Consider the following 14986-nt stretch of genomic DNA (forward strand, 5'->3'; position numbering starts at 1 on the left):
GGACACAAAGTTATCCACAGGTGCGCTTCTCGACCTGGGGACAAGTCGATACGGGAAGCCGCCATCGTCGACAAATCGCCCCAGTCACTCCACACCCACCCACAGCGCGGCACTCCACCCGTGTCAGCCTGATTCCACCGATCAACTCTTTAGGGCGAGCAATTCCCACTCGAAGGAGTGTCGGAATGAGGTTTGATCTACGAATTACCGGGTTCGGGCGCGGAATCTCAAGATCCTCGCCGCGATCCACAGAAGTTCCGCACAGCCTGTGGATAAGGAACCGGGGCCACCGCTTCCTGTGGAGAACTGAATTGATCACCGCCCGGCCCGAGCCGCATCGGTGAATACGGAAAGTTTCCCAATAGTTGCAATTAGGGCAAAGCGACACGCAAAGCCATATCGGGTGGGGTCGGCCGATCGCGCACCGGTAGCCTGGTGGGGTGATTGACCTTCGCCTGCTCCGTGAGGACCCCGACCGTGTTCGCGCCTCCCAGCGCGCCCGTGGAGAGGACGTCGGCCTCGTCGACGCCCTGCTCTCCGCCGACGAGCGGCGCAGGTCGTCCGGCGTCCGCTTCGACGAGCTCCGTTCCGAGCAGAAGGCGCTCGGCAAGCTGATCCCCAAGGCCACCCCGGAGGAGCGCGCCGAGCTCCTGCAGAAGGCCGAGCAGCTCAAGACCGACGTCAAGGCCGCAGAGGCCGAGCAGAACGACGCCGACGAGGAGACCCGCCGGCTGCTGCTGCAGCTGGGCAACCTCGTCCACCCGGACGTCCCGGTCGGCGGCGAGGAGGACTTCGTCGTCCTCGAGACCCACGGCACCGTCCGCGACTTCGCCGCCGAGGGCTTCGAGCCCAAGGACCACCTGGAGCTCGGCGAGGCGCTCGGCGCCATCGACGTGGAGCGCGGCGCGAAGGTCTCCGGCTCCCGCTTCTACTACCTGACCGGCGTCGGCGCCCTGCTGGAGCTGGCGCTCGTCAACGCGGCGATCGCGCAGGCCACCGAGGCCGGCTTCATCCCGATGCTCACCCCCGCGCTGGTCCGCCCCCGCGCGATGGAGGGCACCGGCTTCCTCGGCCAGGCCGCGGAGAACGTGTACCACCTGGAGAAGGACGACTACTACCTCGTCGGCACGTCCGAGGTCCCGCTCGCGGCGTACCACATGGACGAGATCATCGACGCGGACAAGCTGCCGCTGCGCTACGCGGGCTTCTCGCCCTGCTTCCGCCGCGAGGCGGGCACGTACGGCAAGGACACCCGCGGCATCTTCCGCGTCCACCAGTTCGACAAGGTCGAGATGTTCTCGTACGTCGCGCCGGAGGAGGCCGAGGCCGAGCACAAGCGGCTCCTGGACTGGGAGAAGCAGTGGCTCACCAGCCTGGAGCTGCCGTTCCAGGTCATCGACGTGGCCACCGGCGACCTCGGCGCCTCCGCCTCGCGCAAGTTCGACTGCGAGGCGTGGATCCCGACCCAGGGCAAGTACCGCGAGCTGACCTCCGCCTCGAACTGCGACGGCTTCCAGGCCCGCCGCCTGTCGGTCCGTGTGCGCGACGGCAAGAAGGTGCAGCCGCTGGCGACGCTGAACGGCACCCTGTGCGCCGTGCCGCGGACGATCGTGGCGATCCTGGAGAACCACCAGCTCGCCGACGGTTCCGTGCGCGTCCCGGAGGTCCTGCGGCCGTACCTCGGCGGCCGTGAGGTCCTGGAGCCGATCTCCAAGTGAGCACCGGCGCCTTCCCGTACCGCCTGATCGCGACGGACCTCGACGGCACGCTGCTGCGCGCCGACGAGACCGTCTCGGACCGTACGCGTGCCGCCCTGGCCGCCGCCACGGCGGCCGGAGCGGCCCACATCGTGGTGACCGGGCGGAACGTGCCCTGGACGCGGCACATCCTGGACGACCTCGGCTACGAGGGCCTGGCGGTCTGCGGTCAGGGCGCGCAGGTGTACCACGCGGGCGAGCACCGGCTGCTGACCTCGCTGACGCTCGACCGGCAGCTCGCCGGGCTCGCGCTGTCGAAGCTGGAGGCCGAGGTCGGCCCGCTGGCGCTGGCCGCGAGCCGCGACGGGCTCGACGGCGAGGTGCTGGTCAGCGCCGACTACCGGGTGCAGGAGGGACCGCTGCCGGTGGTCGCGCTGGAGGACCCGGCGGACCTGTGGGCGGCCCCGCTGAACAAGATGTACGTGCAGCACGCCACGCTCTCCGACGACGAGCTGGCCGCGGCCGCCCGCCGGACCGTCGGCGGACTGGTGGACGTCGTCATGGCGGGCCCGGGGATAGTGGAGATCCTGCCGCTGGGGCTGAGCAAGGCGACGGGCCTGTCGCTGGCGGCGCGCCGGCTCGGCGTGAAGGCGGCGGAGACGATCGCCTTCGGCGACATGCCCAACGACATCCCCATGTTCGGCTGGGCGGCGCGCGGCGTGGCGATGGCCAACGCCCACGACGCCTTGAAGGCCGTCGCGGACGACGTCACGTCCTCGAACGAGGACGACGGCATCGCGGCGTACCTGGAGCCGCTGCTCTAGCCGAGTCGCGCTGCGCGGAGGATGCGCGGATCGAACGCGCGCGGGGGTGACCCCGACGACGGCTTAGCAAGCCGCTGCCTTACCACTCGGCCAATCCTCCGGGAGGGCGGTCCGCACAGCGTGAACCGTGCGCTCGAAGCGACCGCCCCGGCGGCGTTCCGAAAGCGCCGGCCTGCGTCGAGTGTGCTCCTGCGGGCACTCCGGGTGCCAACGAATTACCGCACAGGCATGCGTAAGGGGCGGTGGACATGGTCCACCGCCCCTTACCGCTCCTGAACGGCCGCTGTGGGACGCGTCAGAAGTTGATCATGTGGCCGGCCAGGCCGTGGATCGCTTCCTTCACGGCCTCGCCCAGCGTCGGGTGCGCGTGCACGTTGCGGGCGACCTCGTTGACCGTCAGGTCCCACTGCTGAGCCAACGTCAGCTCGGGCAGCAGCTCGGTGACGTCCGGGCCGATCAGGTGGGCGCCGATGATCTCGCCGTACTTGGCGTCGGCGATGATCTTCACGAAGCCGGTGGCGTCGCCCAGGCCGTGCGCCTTGCCGTTCGCGGTGAACGGGAACTTGGCGACCTTGACGTCGTACCCCTTCTCCCGGGCCTGCGCCTCGGTCCAGCCGAAGCTGGCGATCTGCGGCTGGCAGTAGGTGGCGCGCGGGATCATCGGGTAGTCGAGCTCCATCGTCTCGGCGTCGCCGATGGTCTCGGCGGCGACGACGCCCATGGACTCGGCGGTGTGCGCGAGCATCAGCTTCGCGGTCACGTCGCCGATGGCGTAGATGTGCGGAACGTTGGTGCGGCAGCGGCCGTCGACCTCGATCGCGCCGCGCTCGGTGAGCGCGACGCCCGTGTTCTCCAGCCCGTAGCCCGCGACGTTCGGCGCGAAGCCGATGGCCTGCAGGACCTTGTCGGCCTCCAGCACCTTCTGCGCGCCGTCCTTGCCGGTGACGGTGACGCGGACCTGCGGGCCGGACTCGTCGATGGCGTCGACGCGGGTCGAGGTGAGGACGTCGATGCCGAGCTTGCGGTACTGCTTCGCCAGCTCCTTGGAGACCTCCTCGTCCTCCAGCGGGGCGATCCGGTCCAGGAACTCGACGATGGTGACCTTCACGCCGTAGTTGTGCAGCACGTAGGCGAACTCGATGCCGATGGCGCCGGCGCCCGCGATGACGATGGACTGCGGCACGTCCTCGGCGAGGATCTGCTCCTCGTACGTGACCACGCGCTCGCTGCGTGCGGTGCCCGGCAGCAGCTTCGGGGTGGCGCCGGTGGCGATGATGCAGTTGTCGAACGCGATCGTCTGCGTGGTGCCGTCGGAGAGGGCGACCTGCAGGGTGTTCGCGTCGACGAAGGTGCCGCGGCCGTCGAACTCCGTGATGCCGTTCTTCTTCATCAGGTAGTGGACGCCCTTGACCCGGCCGTCCGCGACCGTGCGGCTGCGGCGGAACGCCTCGCCGTAGTCGAAGGAGACCGTGCCGTCGACCTTGATGCCGAAGGTCTTGGCCTCGTGGTGGAAGATGTGGGCGAGCTCGGCGTTGCGCAGCAGCGCCTTGGTGGGGATGCAGCCGACGTTCAGGCAGACACCGCCCCAGTACTTCTCCTCCACGACCGCGACCCGCTTGCCGAGCTGTGCGGCGCGGATGGCGGCGACGTAGCCGCCGGGGCCTGCTCCGAGTACGACGACGTCGAAGCGGTCTGACATGGCTGACTCCCGAATTGGTGTGTGCGTGTCCACGTACCAGCCCACAGTAATCCCGAGCCCCGCGGGGCGATCGGGCGGCGGGCGTCGCGTGCGACTCACCACCGCGCCGACCGGCCGGCCCCGCGTCGTGTGCGGCTACTCCTCCCCAGCGAGGGTGAGTGTGCGCAGCTTCTGGCCCGCGTACCAGGTGGCGACGACGGTCACCCCGGCGAGCAGGGCCGTCGCGACCGGCAGGCCCACGTCGGAGCTGATCAGGCCCTCGCCGCTGACCTTCTCGGCCAGGGCCAGCGCCCACTGCTGGACGCTCAGCGTGCGGGCCCCGGAGATCAGCGAGCCGAACAGGGCCTCCCAGATCAGGGCGTACACCAGACCGATGACCACCGCGTGCCGGCTGATCGTGCCGAGCAGCAGGAACATGGCGCTGTAGGCGATGGAGGCGACCAGCGCGGCCACGGTGTACGCCACGGCCACCTGCTGACCGTTGCCGTTGAGGATCATGCCCGCGACGAACGTGGGGATGGCGGAGAAGGCCATGGTCACGGCGATGGCGACGATCAGCTTGGTGAGGATGATCGTCGGCCGCTTCACCGGCTTGGACAGCAGGTACACGATGGAGCCGTCGTCGATCTCCGGGCCGATCGCGCCGGTGCCGGCGATGACGCCGATGAGCGGCACCATGGTGGCGAGCGCGAAGCCGCCGAGGACGTTGGCGGCGACCTGGTCGTCCGCGCCGGTGAAGAAGCGGACGGCCACGGCGATCACGATGAGCAGCAGGGGCAGCGCGAACAGGACGAGCGCGCGCCGGCGGCCGAGGAGGGCCCGGTACGTGAGCCGGGCGACGGTGGGGTCGTACATGCGGGGTTCAGAGCTCCTTTCAGGCCGCGACAAGGTATGAGAAGACGGATTCGAGGGACTCGTCCGACGGCGAGACCGTCAGCAGCCGGATCCCGTGGGCGCGGGCGACCTGGGGCAGCAGCGCGGTGAAGCGGCCGAAGTCCACGGCCTGGATGCGCAGCGCGCCCTCCGCCAGGTCCACCTCGATGCCCGCGGTGGACGGGTCGGCGATCAGCGCGGCGGCCAGCGCCCGGTCGTCGGAGGAGCGGACGAGGTAGCGGTGCGGGCGGTCCGTCATCAGGCGGCGGATCCGGCGGAAGTCGCCGGAGGCGGCGTGCCGGCCGGCCACGATCACCTCGATGTGCGAGGCGAGCTGCTCGACCTCCTCCAGGATGTGCGAGGAGAACAGGACCGTACGGCCCTCCGCGCCCATCCGCCGCAGCAGCTCCATGAGCTGCATGCGCTGGCGCGGGTCCATGCCGTTGAAGGGCTCGTCCAGGAGCAGCACCGACGGCTCGTGCACCAGGGCCGAGGCCATCTTGACGCGCTGCCGCATGCCCTTGCTGTACGTGGCGATCTTCCGGTCCTGGGCGTACTCCATCTCGACCGTGGCCAGCGCCTTCTGCGCCGCCGCCTTGCCCAGGCCGTGCAGCTCGGCGTTGGCGACGACGAACTCCCGGCCGGTGAGGAAGTCGTACATCGCCTCGCGCTCGGGGACGACGCCGATCTCCTTGTAGACGGACTCGTTGCGCCAGATGGGCCGGCCGTCGAGGGTGACGCTGCCGGTGGAGGGGTCGAGGAAGCCGCCCATCATGTTGATCAGGGTGGACTTGCCCGCGCCGTTGGGGCCGAGCAGGCCGGTCACGCCGGGGCCGATCGACATGGTGACGTCGTTCACGGCGACGACGTTGCCGAACCACCTGGAAGCGTGGTCGATGTTGAGCGTTGTCACAGCCCGACCTTTCGGTAGCGGCGCATCAGCACGGCGTACGAGCCAAGGATCAGCGCGAGGACGACGAACAGATAGGCCACGCCGGTGCCGGCGCCGACGGCCACCTCGCCGGGGAAGGCGGGCGGAGCGCCGAGGAAGGCCGTCTGCAGACCGCTGATGAGGGTCATCGGCGAGAACAGGCCCATCCAGGCGATCGGGTCGAGGTTGTCGGTGGCGTAGGCGATGCCCTGGAGCGTGGTGACCGCGCCGTACGAGATCGTCAGCACCGCGATCACGGCAGCCACGCCGAAGCCCCGGCGCGGGGTGAGCGCCGCCATGACCAGGCCGATGCCGCCGAAGAGCAGCGAGAGCAGAGCCACGGAGACCAGCCCCTGTCCGAACAGCGCCGTCTGGTCGGCGAAGTCGAGTTTCGCCAGCAGTGCGCCGACGTAGAGGATCACCAGCGGCACGGCGGTGAGCAGGAACAGTGCCGCCGCCATGGCGCCGTACTTGGCGAGCACGTAGTCGGCCCGTTCGATGGGCCGGGAGAAGTACAGCGGGACGGTGCGAAACCTGAGGTCGCGGGAGACGGACTGCGGCGCCTGGGCGGCGACGTAGATGCCGATGACGACCTGCAGGTACAGCGCGTACTGCGTGTACTCGATCGCCAGCTTGGGGGCCTTGGTGACGACCGCGACGGCGACGATGATCAGCGCCGGGACGCACATCACGCCGAACAGGATCATCGGCAGCACCTTGGACTTGGCGCTGCGACCCAGCCCGTACGCGCCGCGCAGCGACTGAGAGAACAGCGCGCGCCGGGCGTAGCCGCGGCCGAGCCGGGGCCCGTCGTACGTGCGGTAGCCGATGTTGTGGATACGGGTGGTCTCGGGGGCCTGGGAGCTCATCGCGCCGGCACCTCCTCCTGCTGCTCGGATGCCTGGGGGCGGAACACCTCGGCGATGTGGTGGCGGCGCTGCTCCATCCGCACCAGGCCGAGGCCGAGTCCGGCCACGGTGTCCCTGACCAGGTCGTACGTCTCGTCGCCGGTGGCCTCCAGGAGGAGGATGTGGCCGGCACCGGGCAGGCCCTCCTCCGTCCCCTCGTGGAGGACGACGCCGGCGGCGGACAGCGCCGCGCGCAGCGCCGCCGTGCCGTCCGGGACGGTGTCCGAGTCGGTGACCTCGACCGCGAGGGTGGTCGTGGTCCGGGTGAAGTCGCTGGTGGAGCTGGAGCGGAGCAGCCGGCCGCCGTCGATGACGACGACGTGGTCGCAGGTGCGCTCCAGCTCGCCGAGGAGGTGCGAGGTGACGAGCACGGAGATGCCGAAGTCGGTCCAGATCCGGCGGATCAGACCGAGCATCTCGTCCCGGCCGACCGGGTCGAGGCCGTTGGTGGGCTCGTCGAGGAGGACGAGCTTGGGGTCGTGGACGAGGGCCTGGGCGAGCTTCACCCGCTGCTTCATGCCCGTCGAGTAGCCGCCGATGGGGCGGTAGCGCTCCTCGTACAGGCCGACGTGGCGCAGGGTGTCGGCGGTCCGCTCGCGCGCCGCGGCGGCGGGCAGGCCGGACATCCGGGCCATGTGGACGACCAGCTCGGTCGCCGACACGTCCGGCGGCAGGCAGTCGTGCTCAGGCATGTAGCCGACCCGCTCGCGGATCTCGGCGCCGTGCGTGGCGACGTCCAGGCCGAGGACCTCGGCGCGGCCCTCCGTGGCCGGGGAGAGACCGAGCAGGATCTTGATCATCGTGGACTTGCCGGCTCCGTTGGCACCCACCAGTCCGGTCACACCGGGCCCGATGTCCAGGGAGAGCCGGTCGAGAGCGGTCACCCGGGGGAACCGCTTGCTGAGGCTTTCGGTGGCGATCACAGTCACGCTTCGACGGTAGTGGTGTGCGCCACAGCGGTCGTCAGCCCAACGGCTCGATCCGTGTCCGACTCCAGGAGTACATGCCCGTAGGGGAGCGACGACGAAAGTCACCGCCTGCGCCGGGGGCGGCGAGCCGTTCGGGGTGTCGTCCACAGGTCTTGTGCACACCCCTTGACGCAGACGCCAGCCATTGTCACATTCATCGGTGTCAAGTTACGCGCACGTAGCGCACACGGCGGGACGGACGGGACGGCGGGTGGCATGACTGCAGCGACGAGGGGCGAACTGGCCGAAGAGCTGCGCGGGTTCAGGGAGGTGCAGCGACTCTCCTACGCGTGCGCGGAGGCCGTGGCGGCGCAGCTGAAGCCGGGCGTGACCGAGCGGGAGGCCGCGCGGATGCAGCGGGAGTGGCTGTACGCGCGCGGGGTGAAGGACTGGTTCCACCGGCCCTTCGCCTGGTTCGGGGACCGCACCGCCTTCGTGGACTTCAAGATCCCGCTGCAGTTCTTCCCGACCGACCGGCGGCTGGAGGCGGGGATGCCGTTCATCCTCGACATGGCCCCGGTGTACCGCGGCTACACGGCGGACATCGGCTACTCCGGCTGCCTGGGTCTGAACCCGATGCACGACAAGCTGCTCGCCGACCTGAAGGAGCACCGCGAGCTGATCCTGCGCGAGGTGCGCGAGCGCCGCACGCTGCGGGAGATCTACGAGGACGTGGACCGGCTCATGGTCCGCCAGGGCTACGCGAACCGGCACCGCGCGTATCCCTTCGGCGTGATCGCCCACAAGATCGACCGGGTGAAGGAGCGGCGCTGGGCGCCGACCCTGTTCGGTTTCGGCGCGCAGTCCCTGAAGGGGCTGGTGAGCGACGCGATCCACGGCCACCGGGACGGCTGGTCGCCGCTGTGGTCGCCGTACAAGTTCTCCGACCATCCGCCGCAGCCGGGCCTGTGGGCCGTGGAGCCGCACCTCGGCTTCCGGGGCACGGGCGCGAAGTTCGAGGAGATCCTCGTCGTCACGGACTCCGCGGACCCGGAGGAGAGCGCGTTCTGGCTGGACGACGACCTGCCGCATGTGCGGCGCTGGGCCGAGACCGACGTGGAAGGAAAGGCGGCGTGATGACGGGGCTGCAGGGGGCGCGGGAGCGCTGGGTCCGGACGGGAGGGATCGAGCTGTGCGTCGCCGAGCTCGGCGACGAGAGCCGGCCGACGGTCCTGCTCGTGCACGGCTACCCGGACTCCAAGGAGGTCTGGACGGAGGTCGCGACCCGGCTCGCCGACCGGTTCCACGTGGTGCTGTACGACGTGCGCGGCCACGGCCGGTCGACGGCGCCGACACCGCTGCGCGGCGGCTTCACGCTGGAGAAGCTGACGGACGACTTCCTCGCGGTCGCCGACGCCGTCAGCCCGGACCGGCCGGTGCACCTGGTCGGACACGACTGGGGCTCGGTGCAGTCCTGGGAGTTCGTGACGGTCCCCCGCACCGAGGGCCGGATCGCCTCCTTCACCTCGATGTCCGGCCCCTGCCTGGACCACTTCGGCCACTGGATCAAGCAGCGGATGACCCGGCCGACCCCGCGCCGTGTGGGCCAGCTCCTCGGGCAGGGCGCGAAGTCCTGGTACGTGTACATGCTGCACACGCCGGTGCTGCCCGAGCTGGCCTGGCGCGGACCGCTCGGCAAGCGGTGGCCGAAGATCCTCCAGCGGCTGGAGAAGGTGCCGGCCGGGGACTACCCGACGTCCTCGCTGCCCATGGACGCGGCGCGCGGCGCCTGGCTGTACCGGGACAACGTGCGCTCCCGACTGCTCCGGCCGCGCCCCGACGCGTACGCGCACGCCCCGGTGCAGCTGATCACGCCGCTCGGCGACGCCTTCCTGTCGGAGCGGCTCTACGACGACCTGGGGACCTGGGTGCCCGAGCTGACGCGGCGCACCCTGCCCGCCAAGCACTGGGTGCCGCGCACGCGGCCGGACCAACTGGCCGCCTGGATCGGCGACTTCGTCGAAACGCACGAGAGCCCACAGGCCAAGGCGCCGCGGCCGGCGGCGAAGAGCGGGGCGGACCCGGCGTACGCGGAGCGGTTCGGCGGCCAGCTGGTGCTGGTGACCGGGGCGGCCAGCGGGATAGGCCGGGCGACGGCGTTCGCCTTCGCCGAGGCCGGGGCGCGGGTGATCGCGGTGGACCGGGACGCGGAGGGCGCGGTCCGGACGGCGGACATGGCGCGGCTGATCGGCGCTCCGGAGGCCTGGGGCGAGACCGTCGACGTCTCCGACGAGCAGGCGATGGAGAAGCTCGCCGCCCGCGTCGCCGACGAGTACGGCGTGGTGGACGTTTTGGTCAACAACGCGGGGATCGGGCTGAGCGGTTCGTTCTTCGACACCACAACCGAGGACTGGAAGAAGGTCCTCGACGTCAATCTGTGGGGTGTCATCCACGGCTGCAAGGTGTTCGGGGCGCAGATGGCCGCGCGCGGACAGGGCGGCCACATCGTCAACACCGCGTCGGCGGCGGCGTTCCAGCCGTCCCGGGCGCTGCCCGCGTACAGCACGTCGAAGGCGGCGGTGCTGATGCTGAGCGAGTGCCTGCGCGCGGAGCTGGCCGGGCAGGGCATCGGCGTCACGGCGATATGCCCGGGCATCGTCAACACCGGCATCACGGCGACGGCCCGGTTCGCCGGGGCCGGCGACGAGGAGCAGGCGCGCCTCCAGAAGCACGCCTCGCGGCTGTACGGGCTGCGCAACTATCCGCCGGAGAAGGTGGCGGACGCGATCCTGCGCGCGGTGCTGCGCAACGAGGCGGTCGTGCCGGTCACGCCGGAGGCGCACGGGCTGCGTTTCATGTCCCGGTTCACGCCGCGGGCCCTGCGGGCGCTGGCCCGATGGCAGCCGCCGGCGTAGCGGCGGGGTCTGCGGAGGGCGACGGCCGGGCCCGGCTCCCGGGACCGGCCGTGGCATCCTTCGGCAGAAGAGCTGGAGGAGCGAGTGGTGGCTGAGCGGGCGCAGTCGGGGCCGGGCACGGCTACGGGCACGGGCGCAGGTACGGGTACGGGTACGGGGTCCGGTCCGGTGGCGGAGCAGCGGGGGACCGAGTACCGGTCGGCCGAGTACCGGATCGAGGACCTGGCGCACCACAGCGGCGCCACGGTCCGGACCATCCGCGCCTACCAGGACCGCGGTCTGCTGCCGCGGCCGGAGCGCCGGGGCCGGTCCAACGTGTACGGGGACGCGCACCTGGCCCGGCTGCGCCAGATCGCGGACCTGCTGGACCGCGGCTACACCCTGGCCTCGATCAAGGAGCTCCTGGAGGCCTGGGACACCGGGCGCGGGCTCGGCGGGGTGCTGGGCCTGGTCGCCGAGGTCGACGGCCCGTGGACGGACGAGGAGGCGGACCGGATCTCGCGCGCCGAGCTGGACGCCCGCTTCGGCGGGCAGCCGGACGAGGACGCGATCCGCGACGCGATAGAGCTCGGCGTGCTCGTACCGATCCAGGACCGGGCCGACGAGTTCCTCGTGCCCAGCCCCCAAGAGCTCGCGGTGGCGGCCGAGTTGTATGCGGCGGGCGTCCCGCTGTCCGCAATCACCGGTCACCTGCGGGAACTTCGCGGACAGGTGGAGCACATAGCGTCCCGTTTTCTGGAGTTCACGACCGAGCACGTCTTCGCGCGCTACCTGGAGCACCGGCCACCGACCGACGCGGACGCGGCCGCCGCGGCATCGATGGTGCGACGGCTGCGGCCGCTGGCGCAGCAGACGGTGGACGCGGAACTGGCGCGCGCCATGCGGACGTTCGCCCACCGACACCTGCAGTATCACCTGACGTCGCACGAGCTGCCGCAGAGGGACGACGAGCCGCGCGAGGTGGCGCTGCCGCCGGAGACGATCCGGGCCGTGGAGAAGCTCGTTGGCCGGGAGAACGTCGCGGCGTTCGTCGCTGCGGCGACCGAAAGGGAGGTGCAGGCACGAACATTGGACGCCCTCACGACAAGTCATGCAAATCAGCCATGACTTGCTCAAAGGGGCTTGATTCCCAGGCTAGTTGTCCACAGGATCGTCAATTTCCTTGTGGATAACTCAAGTTGGTTGTGGATCAAACCTGCCCGCCCGAATTCGATGGTGGGACGTGTCGGACCTCGGGCATCCTGAGCCGATGAACGAAAGACCCATGGACGAACGTCGCACCGTCAAGGTGTCGAAGTACCTGTCGAAGCATCTGCGGCACCAGCCGGAACGGATCGGGCTCGTCCTCGACGCACAGGGCTGGACGGAGATCGACGCGCTGCTGAGCGCGGCCGCCGAGCACGGCTTCCGGATCACCCGCGCCGAACTGGACCACGTCGTCGCGACCAACGACAAGAAGCGCTTCGCGATCGAGGGGACCCGCATCCGGGCCAGCCAGGGCCACACCGTGGAGGTCGACCTGGACCTGCCGGCGGCGGAGCCGCCCGCGTACCTCTACCACGGCACCGTCGCCCGCTTCCTGGACGCGATCCGCGCCGAGGGCCTGCGCCCCATGGCCCGCCACCACGTGCACCTGTCCGCCGACCGGGAGACCGCGACCCGCGTCGGCGCCCGCCGCGGCCGACCGGTGGTGCTCAGCGTCGACGCCGGTGCGATGCACCGCGCCGGCCATGTCTTCCGCCTCAGCGCCAACGGCGTCTGGCTCACCGACGCCGTCCCGCCGGAGTACCTCCGCTTCCCCGGCTGAGCCGCCGACGACCCTACGGTCGCCGCGCCGCTCGGGCATGATCGACGGCATGGCACACCCGCATCTGCCCACGACCGAGTCGGCCGTCACCGCGATCCGCGAGATCGCCCGGTCCGAGAACCGCGAGCTGACGGTGACCGACGACATCGGAGCGGACCGGACCTCCCGCCGCACCGCGGCCGGCGCCTTCACCGTCCTCGACCCGGACGGCTCGCTGCCACACGAAGCCTTTGTCGAACTGGGCGGCTCCCCCGCGGTGAGCGTCCAGCTCTACCCCGAGGACGACGCCCGGATCACCGTGGACGGGGTGGAGTTCGCGGACGTGCCGCGCGATTCCGTCCCCGCCTTCCTGCGCTCCGTCTACGACGGCCTCGCCCATGTGAAGGGCCGGTTCTGGCCCGCGGGCTGGTGGCTCGTCGTACCGCTGCCCGGCGACGAGACGTACAAGGAGCTGGTGCTCGCCGGCACCCTCACCCCGTGGCTCAGTTCGCGGGTCCGCTGAAGCCCAGCTGGGCCAGACCCTCCGTGGCGATCTTCTCGTAGACCGACTCGTCGGCCTCGAACACCGAGTCCGCGATGGGCATGTGGATCACGAGCTCGTCGAAGCCCAGCTCGAAGTGGCGCCCGGCGAAGTCCACGAAGGCGTCGAAGGACTCCAGCGGACGGTCCGGGGTGAAGCCCGTGAGCAGGATCTTCTCCATCGTGGTCACGTCCCGGCCGGTCTCGGCGCACGCGGCGCCGAGCTTCGCGACCTGGCCGCGTATCGCCTCGTACGACTGCTCCGGCGTGCCCTCCTCGTAGAGCTTCGGGTCGCCCGTCGTCACCCACGCCTGGCCGTGCCGCGCCGCGAGCCGCAGTCCGCGCGGTCCGGTCGCCGCCACCGCGAACGGCAGCCGCGGCCGCTGCACGCAGCCCGGGATGTTGCGCACCTCGTCCGCCGCGTAGAACTCGCCCCGGTCCGAGACGACGTCTTCGCTGAGCAGCCGGTCGAGCAGCGCCACGAACTCGGCGAACCGGTCCGCCCGCTCCCGCGGCGACCACGGCACCTGGCCCAGCGCCGTCGCGTCGAAGCCGACTCCGCCCGCGCCTATGCCCAGGGTGATCCGGCCGCCGGACACGTCGTCGAGCGTGATCAGCTCCTTGGCGAGGGTGACCGGATGCCGGAAGTTGGGCGAGGTCACCATCGTGCCCAGGCGGATCCGGTCGGTGACGCCGGCGGCGGCCGTCAGCGTCGGTACGGCCCCGAACCACGGACCGTCCCGGAAGGTGCGCCAGGACAGGTGGTCGTAGGTGTACGCGGCGTGGAAACCGAGCTGCTCGGCGCGCAGCCACTGGTCGCGGCCGCCCTCGTGCCAGCGGCGGGTCGGGAGGATCACGGTGCTCAGACGCATACCCCCGACAGTACGCGGCGGCACCGACACGCGGCACCGGGGCGTCGGCGCTCGGGACCGGTGAGTCCCCTGGGACGTGTGCGCCCCCCTGCGCCCCGCGTCCCTCCGCCTCCCGGCCGTGTGCACCTCTCAGATGTGCGGGCATCCGCACGCACGTGCATCCGGTACGTGAGAATGGACCCGTGACCTCCTCCCTTCCCGGGCGCGACGCGGCGCCGACCCCGAGACTGATCGCCACCGACCTCGACGGCACGCTGCTGCGCGACGACAAGTCGGTCTCCCCCCGGACCGTCGCCGCACTGGCCGCCGCGGAGGCCGCCGGGGTCGAGGTCTTCTTCGTCACCGGACGCCCGGCCCGCTGGATGGACGTGGTCGCCGACCACGTCCACGGTCATGGCCTCGCCATCTGCGCGAACGGCGCCGCCGTGGTCGACCTCCACTCTGGAGGAACGTTTCTGGAGGTGCGTCCCCTGGAGCGGCCCACCGCCCTCGAGGTCGTCCACCGGCTGCGGGCGGCCGCGCCCGGCACGACGTTCGCGGTCGAGCTGACCACCGGCATCCACTACGAGCCGCTGTACCCGCCGTTCTTCCTCGACCCCGGCGCCACGGTCGCCACCGCCGAGAAGCTGCTGTACGAGGAGACCCCGGGCGCGGCGGCCCCCGTCCTGAAGCTGCTCGCCCAGCACCCCGAACTCGACCCCGACGCCTTCCTGGCCCTGGCCCGCGAGGCGGCCGGGGACCAGGCGTCGTTCACCCGGTCCAGCCCGACCGCCCTGCTGGAGGTCAGCGGGCTGGGCGTCTCCAAGGCGTCCACGCTCGCCCACTGCTGCGCCGAGCGCGGCATCACGGCCGAGGAGGTCGTCGCCTTCGGCGACATGCCCAACGACATCGAGATGCTGACCTGGGCGGGCCGCTCGTACGCCATGGGCAACGCGCACCCCGAGGTCGTCGCCGCCGCCTCCGGCCGGACGGTCGCGAACAACGAGGACGGCGTCGCCGTCGTCATCGAGGAGATCCTGGCCGGCCGCTGACC

14 protein-coding genes and 1 tRNA gene are annotated in these 14986 nt (G+C 70.9%); 8 read left to right on the forward strand and 7 right to left on the reverse strand.

The window, feature by feature from the left end; all coding sequences use genetic code 11:
- Window positions 1-440: 440 nt before the first annotated feature.
- Both serS and ACNJ93_RS15495 read left to right on the forward strand, forming a co-directional pair.
- Window positions 441-1718 carry a serine--tRNA ligase gene (gene serS, locus ACNJ93_RS15490; protein WP_418957996.1) on the forward strand — a complete coding sequence of 426 codons (1278 nt, stop codon included), beginning with the start codon at window positions 441-443 and terminating at the stop codon, window positions 1716-1718.
- Complete coding sequence (locus ACNJ93_RS15495; RefSeq protein ID WP_418957997.1) at window positions 1715-2521, forward strand: HAD family hydrolase; 807 nt, start codon at window positions 1715-1717, stop codon at window positions 2519-2521. Before serS ends, ACNJ93_RS15495 begins: the two co-directional genes overlap by 4 nt.
- Window positions 2522-2536: 15 nt before the next feature.
- Here the strand turns inward: ACNJ93_RS15495 and ACNJ93_RS15500 are convergent.
- From ACNJ93_RS15500 to ACNJ93_RS15525, 6 genes are all read right to left on the reverse strand, one after another.
- Window positions 2537-2621: transfer RNA gene (locus ACNJ93_RS15500), tRNA-Ser, on the reverse strand.
- Between the two features lie 195 nt (window positions 2622-2816).
- Complete coding sequence (gene lpdA / locus ACNJ93_RS15505; RefSeq protein ID WP_418957998.1) at window positions 2817-4220, reverse strand: dihydrolipoyl dehydrogenase; 1404 nt, start codon at window positions 4218-4220, stop codon at window positions 2817-2819.
- A gap of 135 nt (window positions 4221-4355) precedes the next feature.
- Window positions 4356-5075, reverse strand: a complete 720-nt coding sequence (locus ACNJ93_RS15510) for an ABC transporter permease (protein WP_418957999.1) — start codon at window positions 5073-5075, stop codon at window positions 4356-4358.
- Between the two features lie 19 nt (window positions 5076-5094).
- Window positions 5095-6006: an ABC transporter ATP-binding protein gene (locus ACNJ93_RS15515; RefSeq protein ID WP_418958000.1), complete on the reverse strand. Its 912-nt coding sequence runs from the start codon at window positions 6004-6006 to the stop codon at window positions 5095-5097.
- Window positions 6003-6893 carry an ABC transporter permease gene (locus ACNJ93_RS15520; protein ID WP_418958001.1) on the reverse strand — a complete coding sequence of 297 codons (891 nt, stop codon included), beginning with the start codon at window positions 6891-6893 and terminating at the stop codon, window positions 6003-6005. Before ACNJ93_RS15520 ends, ACNJ93_RS15515 begins: the two co-directional genes overlap by 4 nt.
- Window positions 6890-7855, reverse strand: coding sequence for an ABC transporter ATP-binding protein (locus ACNJ93_RS15525; RefSeq protein WP_418961416.1), 966 nt, complete (start codon window positions 7853-7855; stop codon window positions 6890-6892). The genes ACNJ93_RS15520 and ACNJ93_RS15525 overlap by 4 nt, the downstream gene beginning before the upstream one ends.
- A 261-nt stretch (window positions 7856-8116) precedes the next feature.
- Here ACNJ93_RS15525 and ACNJ93_RS15530 point away from each other — a divergent pair, with 261 nt between their 5' ends.
- The 5 genes from ACNJ93_RS15530 (at window position 8117) to ACNJ93_RS15550 (ending at window position 13064) form a co-directional block, all read left to right on the forward strand.
- Window positions 8117-8977 (forward strand): M24 family metallopeptidase, encoded by an 861-nt coding sequence (locus tag ACNJ93_RS15530; RefSeq protein WP_418958002.1) that lies wholly within the window; start codon window positions 8117-8119, stop codon window positions 8975-8977.
- The gene (locus ACNJ93_RS15535; protein ID WP_418958003.1) at window positions 8977-10755 is read left to right on the forward strand and encodes an SDR family oxidoreductase; all 1779 of its coding nucleotides are present in this window, start codon (window positions 8977-8979) and stop codon (window positions 10753-10755) included. The genes ACNJ93_RS15530 and ACNJ93_RS15535 overlap by 1 nt, the downstream gene beginning before the upstream one ends.
- Window positions 10756-10923: 168 nt before the next feature.
- The gene (locus ACNJ93_RS15540; protein WP_418958004.1) at window positions 10924-11862 is read left to right on the forward strand and encodes a MerR family transcriptional regulator; all 939 of its coding nucleotides are present in this window, start codon (window positions 10924-10926) and stop codon (window positions 11860-11862) included.
- Between the two features lie 157 nt (window positions 11863-12019).
- On the forward strand, window positions 12020-12562 hold the full coding sequence (locus ACNJ93_RS15545) for an RNA 2'-phosphotransferase (RefSeq protein WP_418961417.1): 543 nt from the start codon (window positions 12020-12022) through the stop codon (window positions 12560-12562).
- A gap of 49 nt (window positions 12563-12611) precedes the next feature.
- On the forward strand, window positions 12612-13064 hold the full coding sequence (locus tag ACNJ93_RS15550; protein WP_418958005.1) for a hypothetical protein: 453 nt from the start codon (window positions 12612-12614) through the stop codon (window positions 13062-13064).
- On the opposite strand, the gene ACNJ93_RS15555 is transcribed toward ACNJ93_RS15550, so the two are convergent.
- Window positions 13045-13953 carry an LLM class flavin-dependent oxidoreductase gene (locus tag ACNJ93_RS15555; protein ID WP_418958006.1) on the reverse strand — a complete coding sequence of 303 codons (909 nt, stop codon included), beginning with the start codon at window positions 13951-13953 and terminating at the stop codon, window positions 13045-13047. The two genes, ACNJ93_RS15550 and ACNJ93_RS15555, sit on opposite strands and share 20 nt — an antisense overlap.
- 182 nt (window positions 13954-14135) lie before the next feature.
- Between ACNJ93_RS15555 and ACNJ93_RS15560 the strand changes: the two genes are divergently transcribed.
- Window positions 14136-14984: a Cof-type HAD-IIB family hydrolase gene (locus ACNJ93_RS15560; protein ID WP_418958007.1), complete on the forward strand. Its 849-nt coding sequence runs from the start codon at window positions 14136-14138 to the stop codon at window positions 14982-14984.
- Window positions 14985-14986 lie beyond the last annotated feature (2 nt).

The organism is Streptomyces tritici, from assembly GCF_048500665.1.
Lineage (GTDB): Bacteria > Actinomycetota > Actinomycetes > Streptomycetales > Streptomycetaceae > Streptomyces > Streptomyces tritici.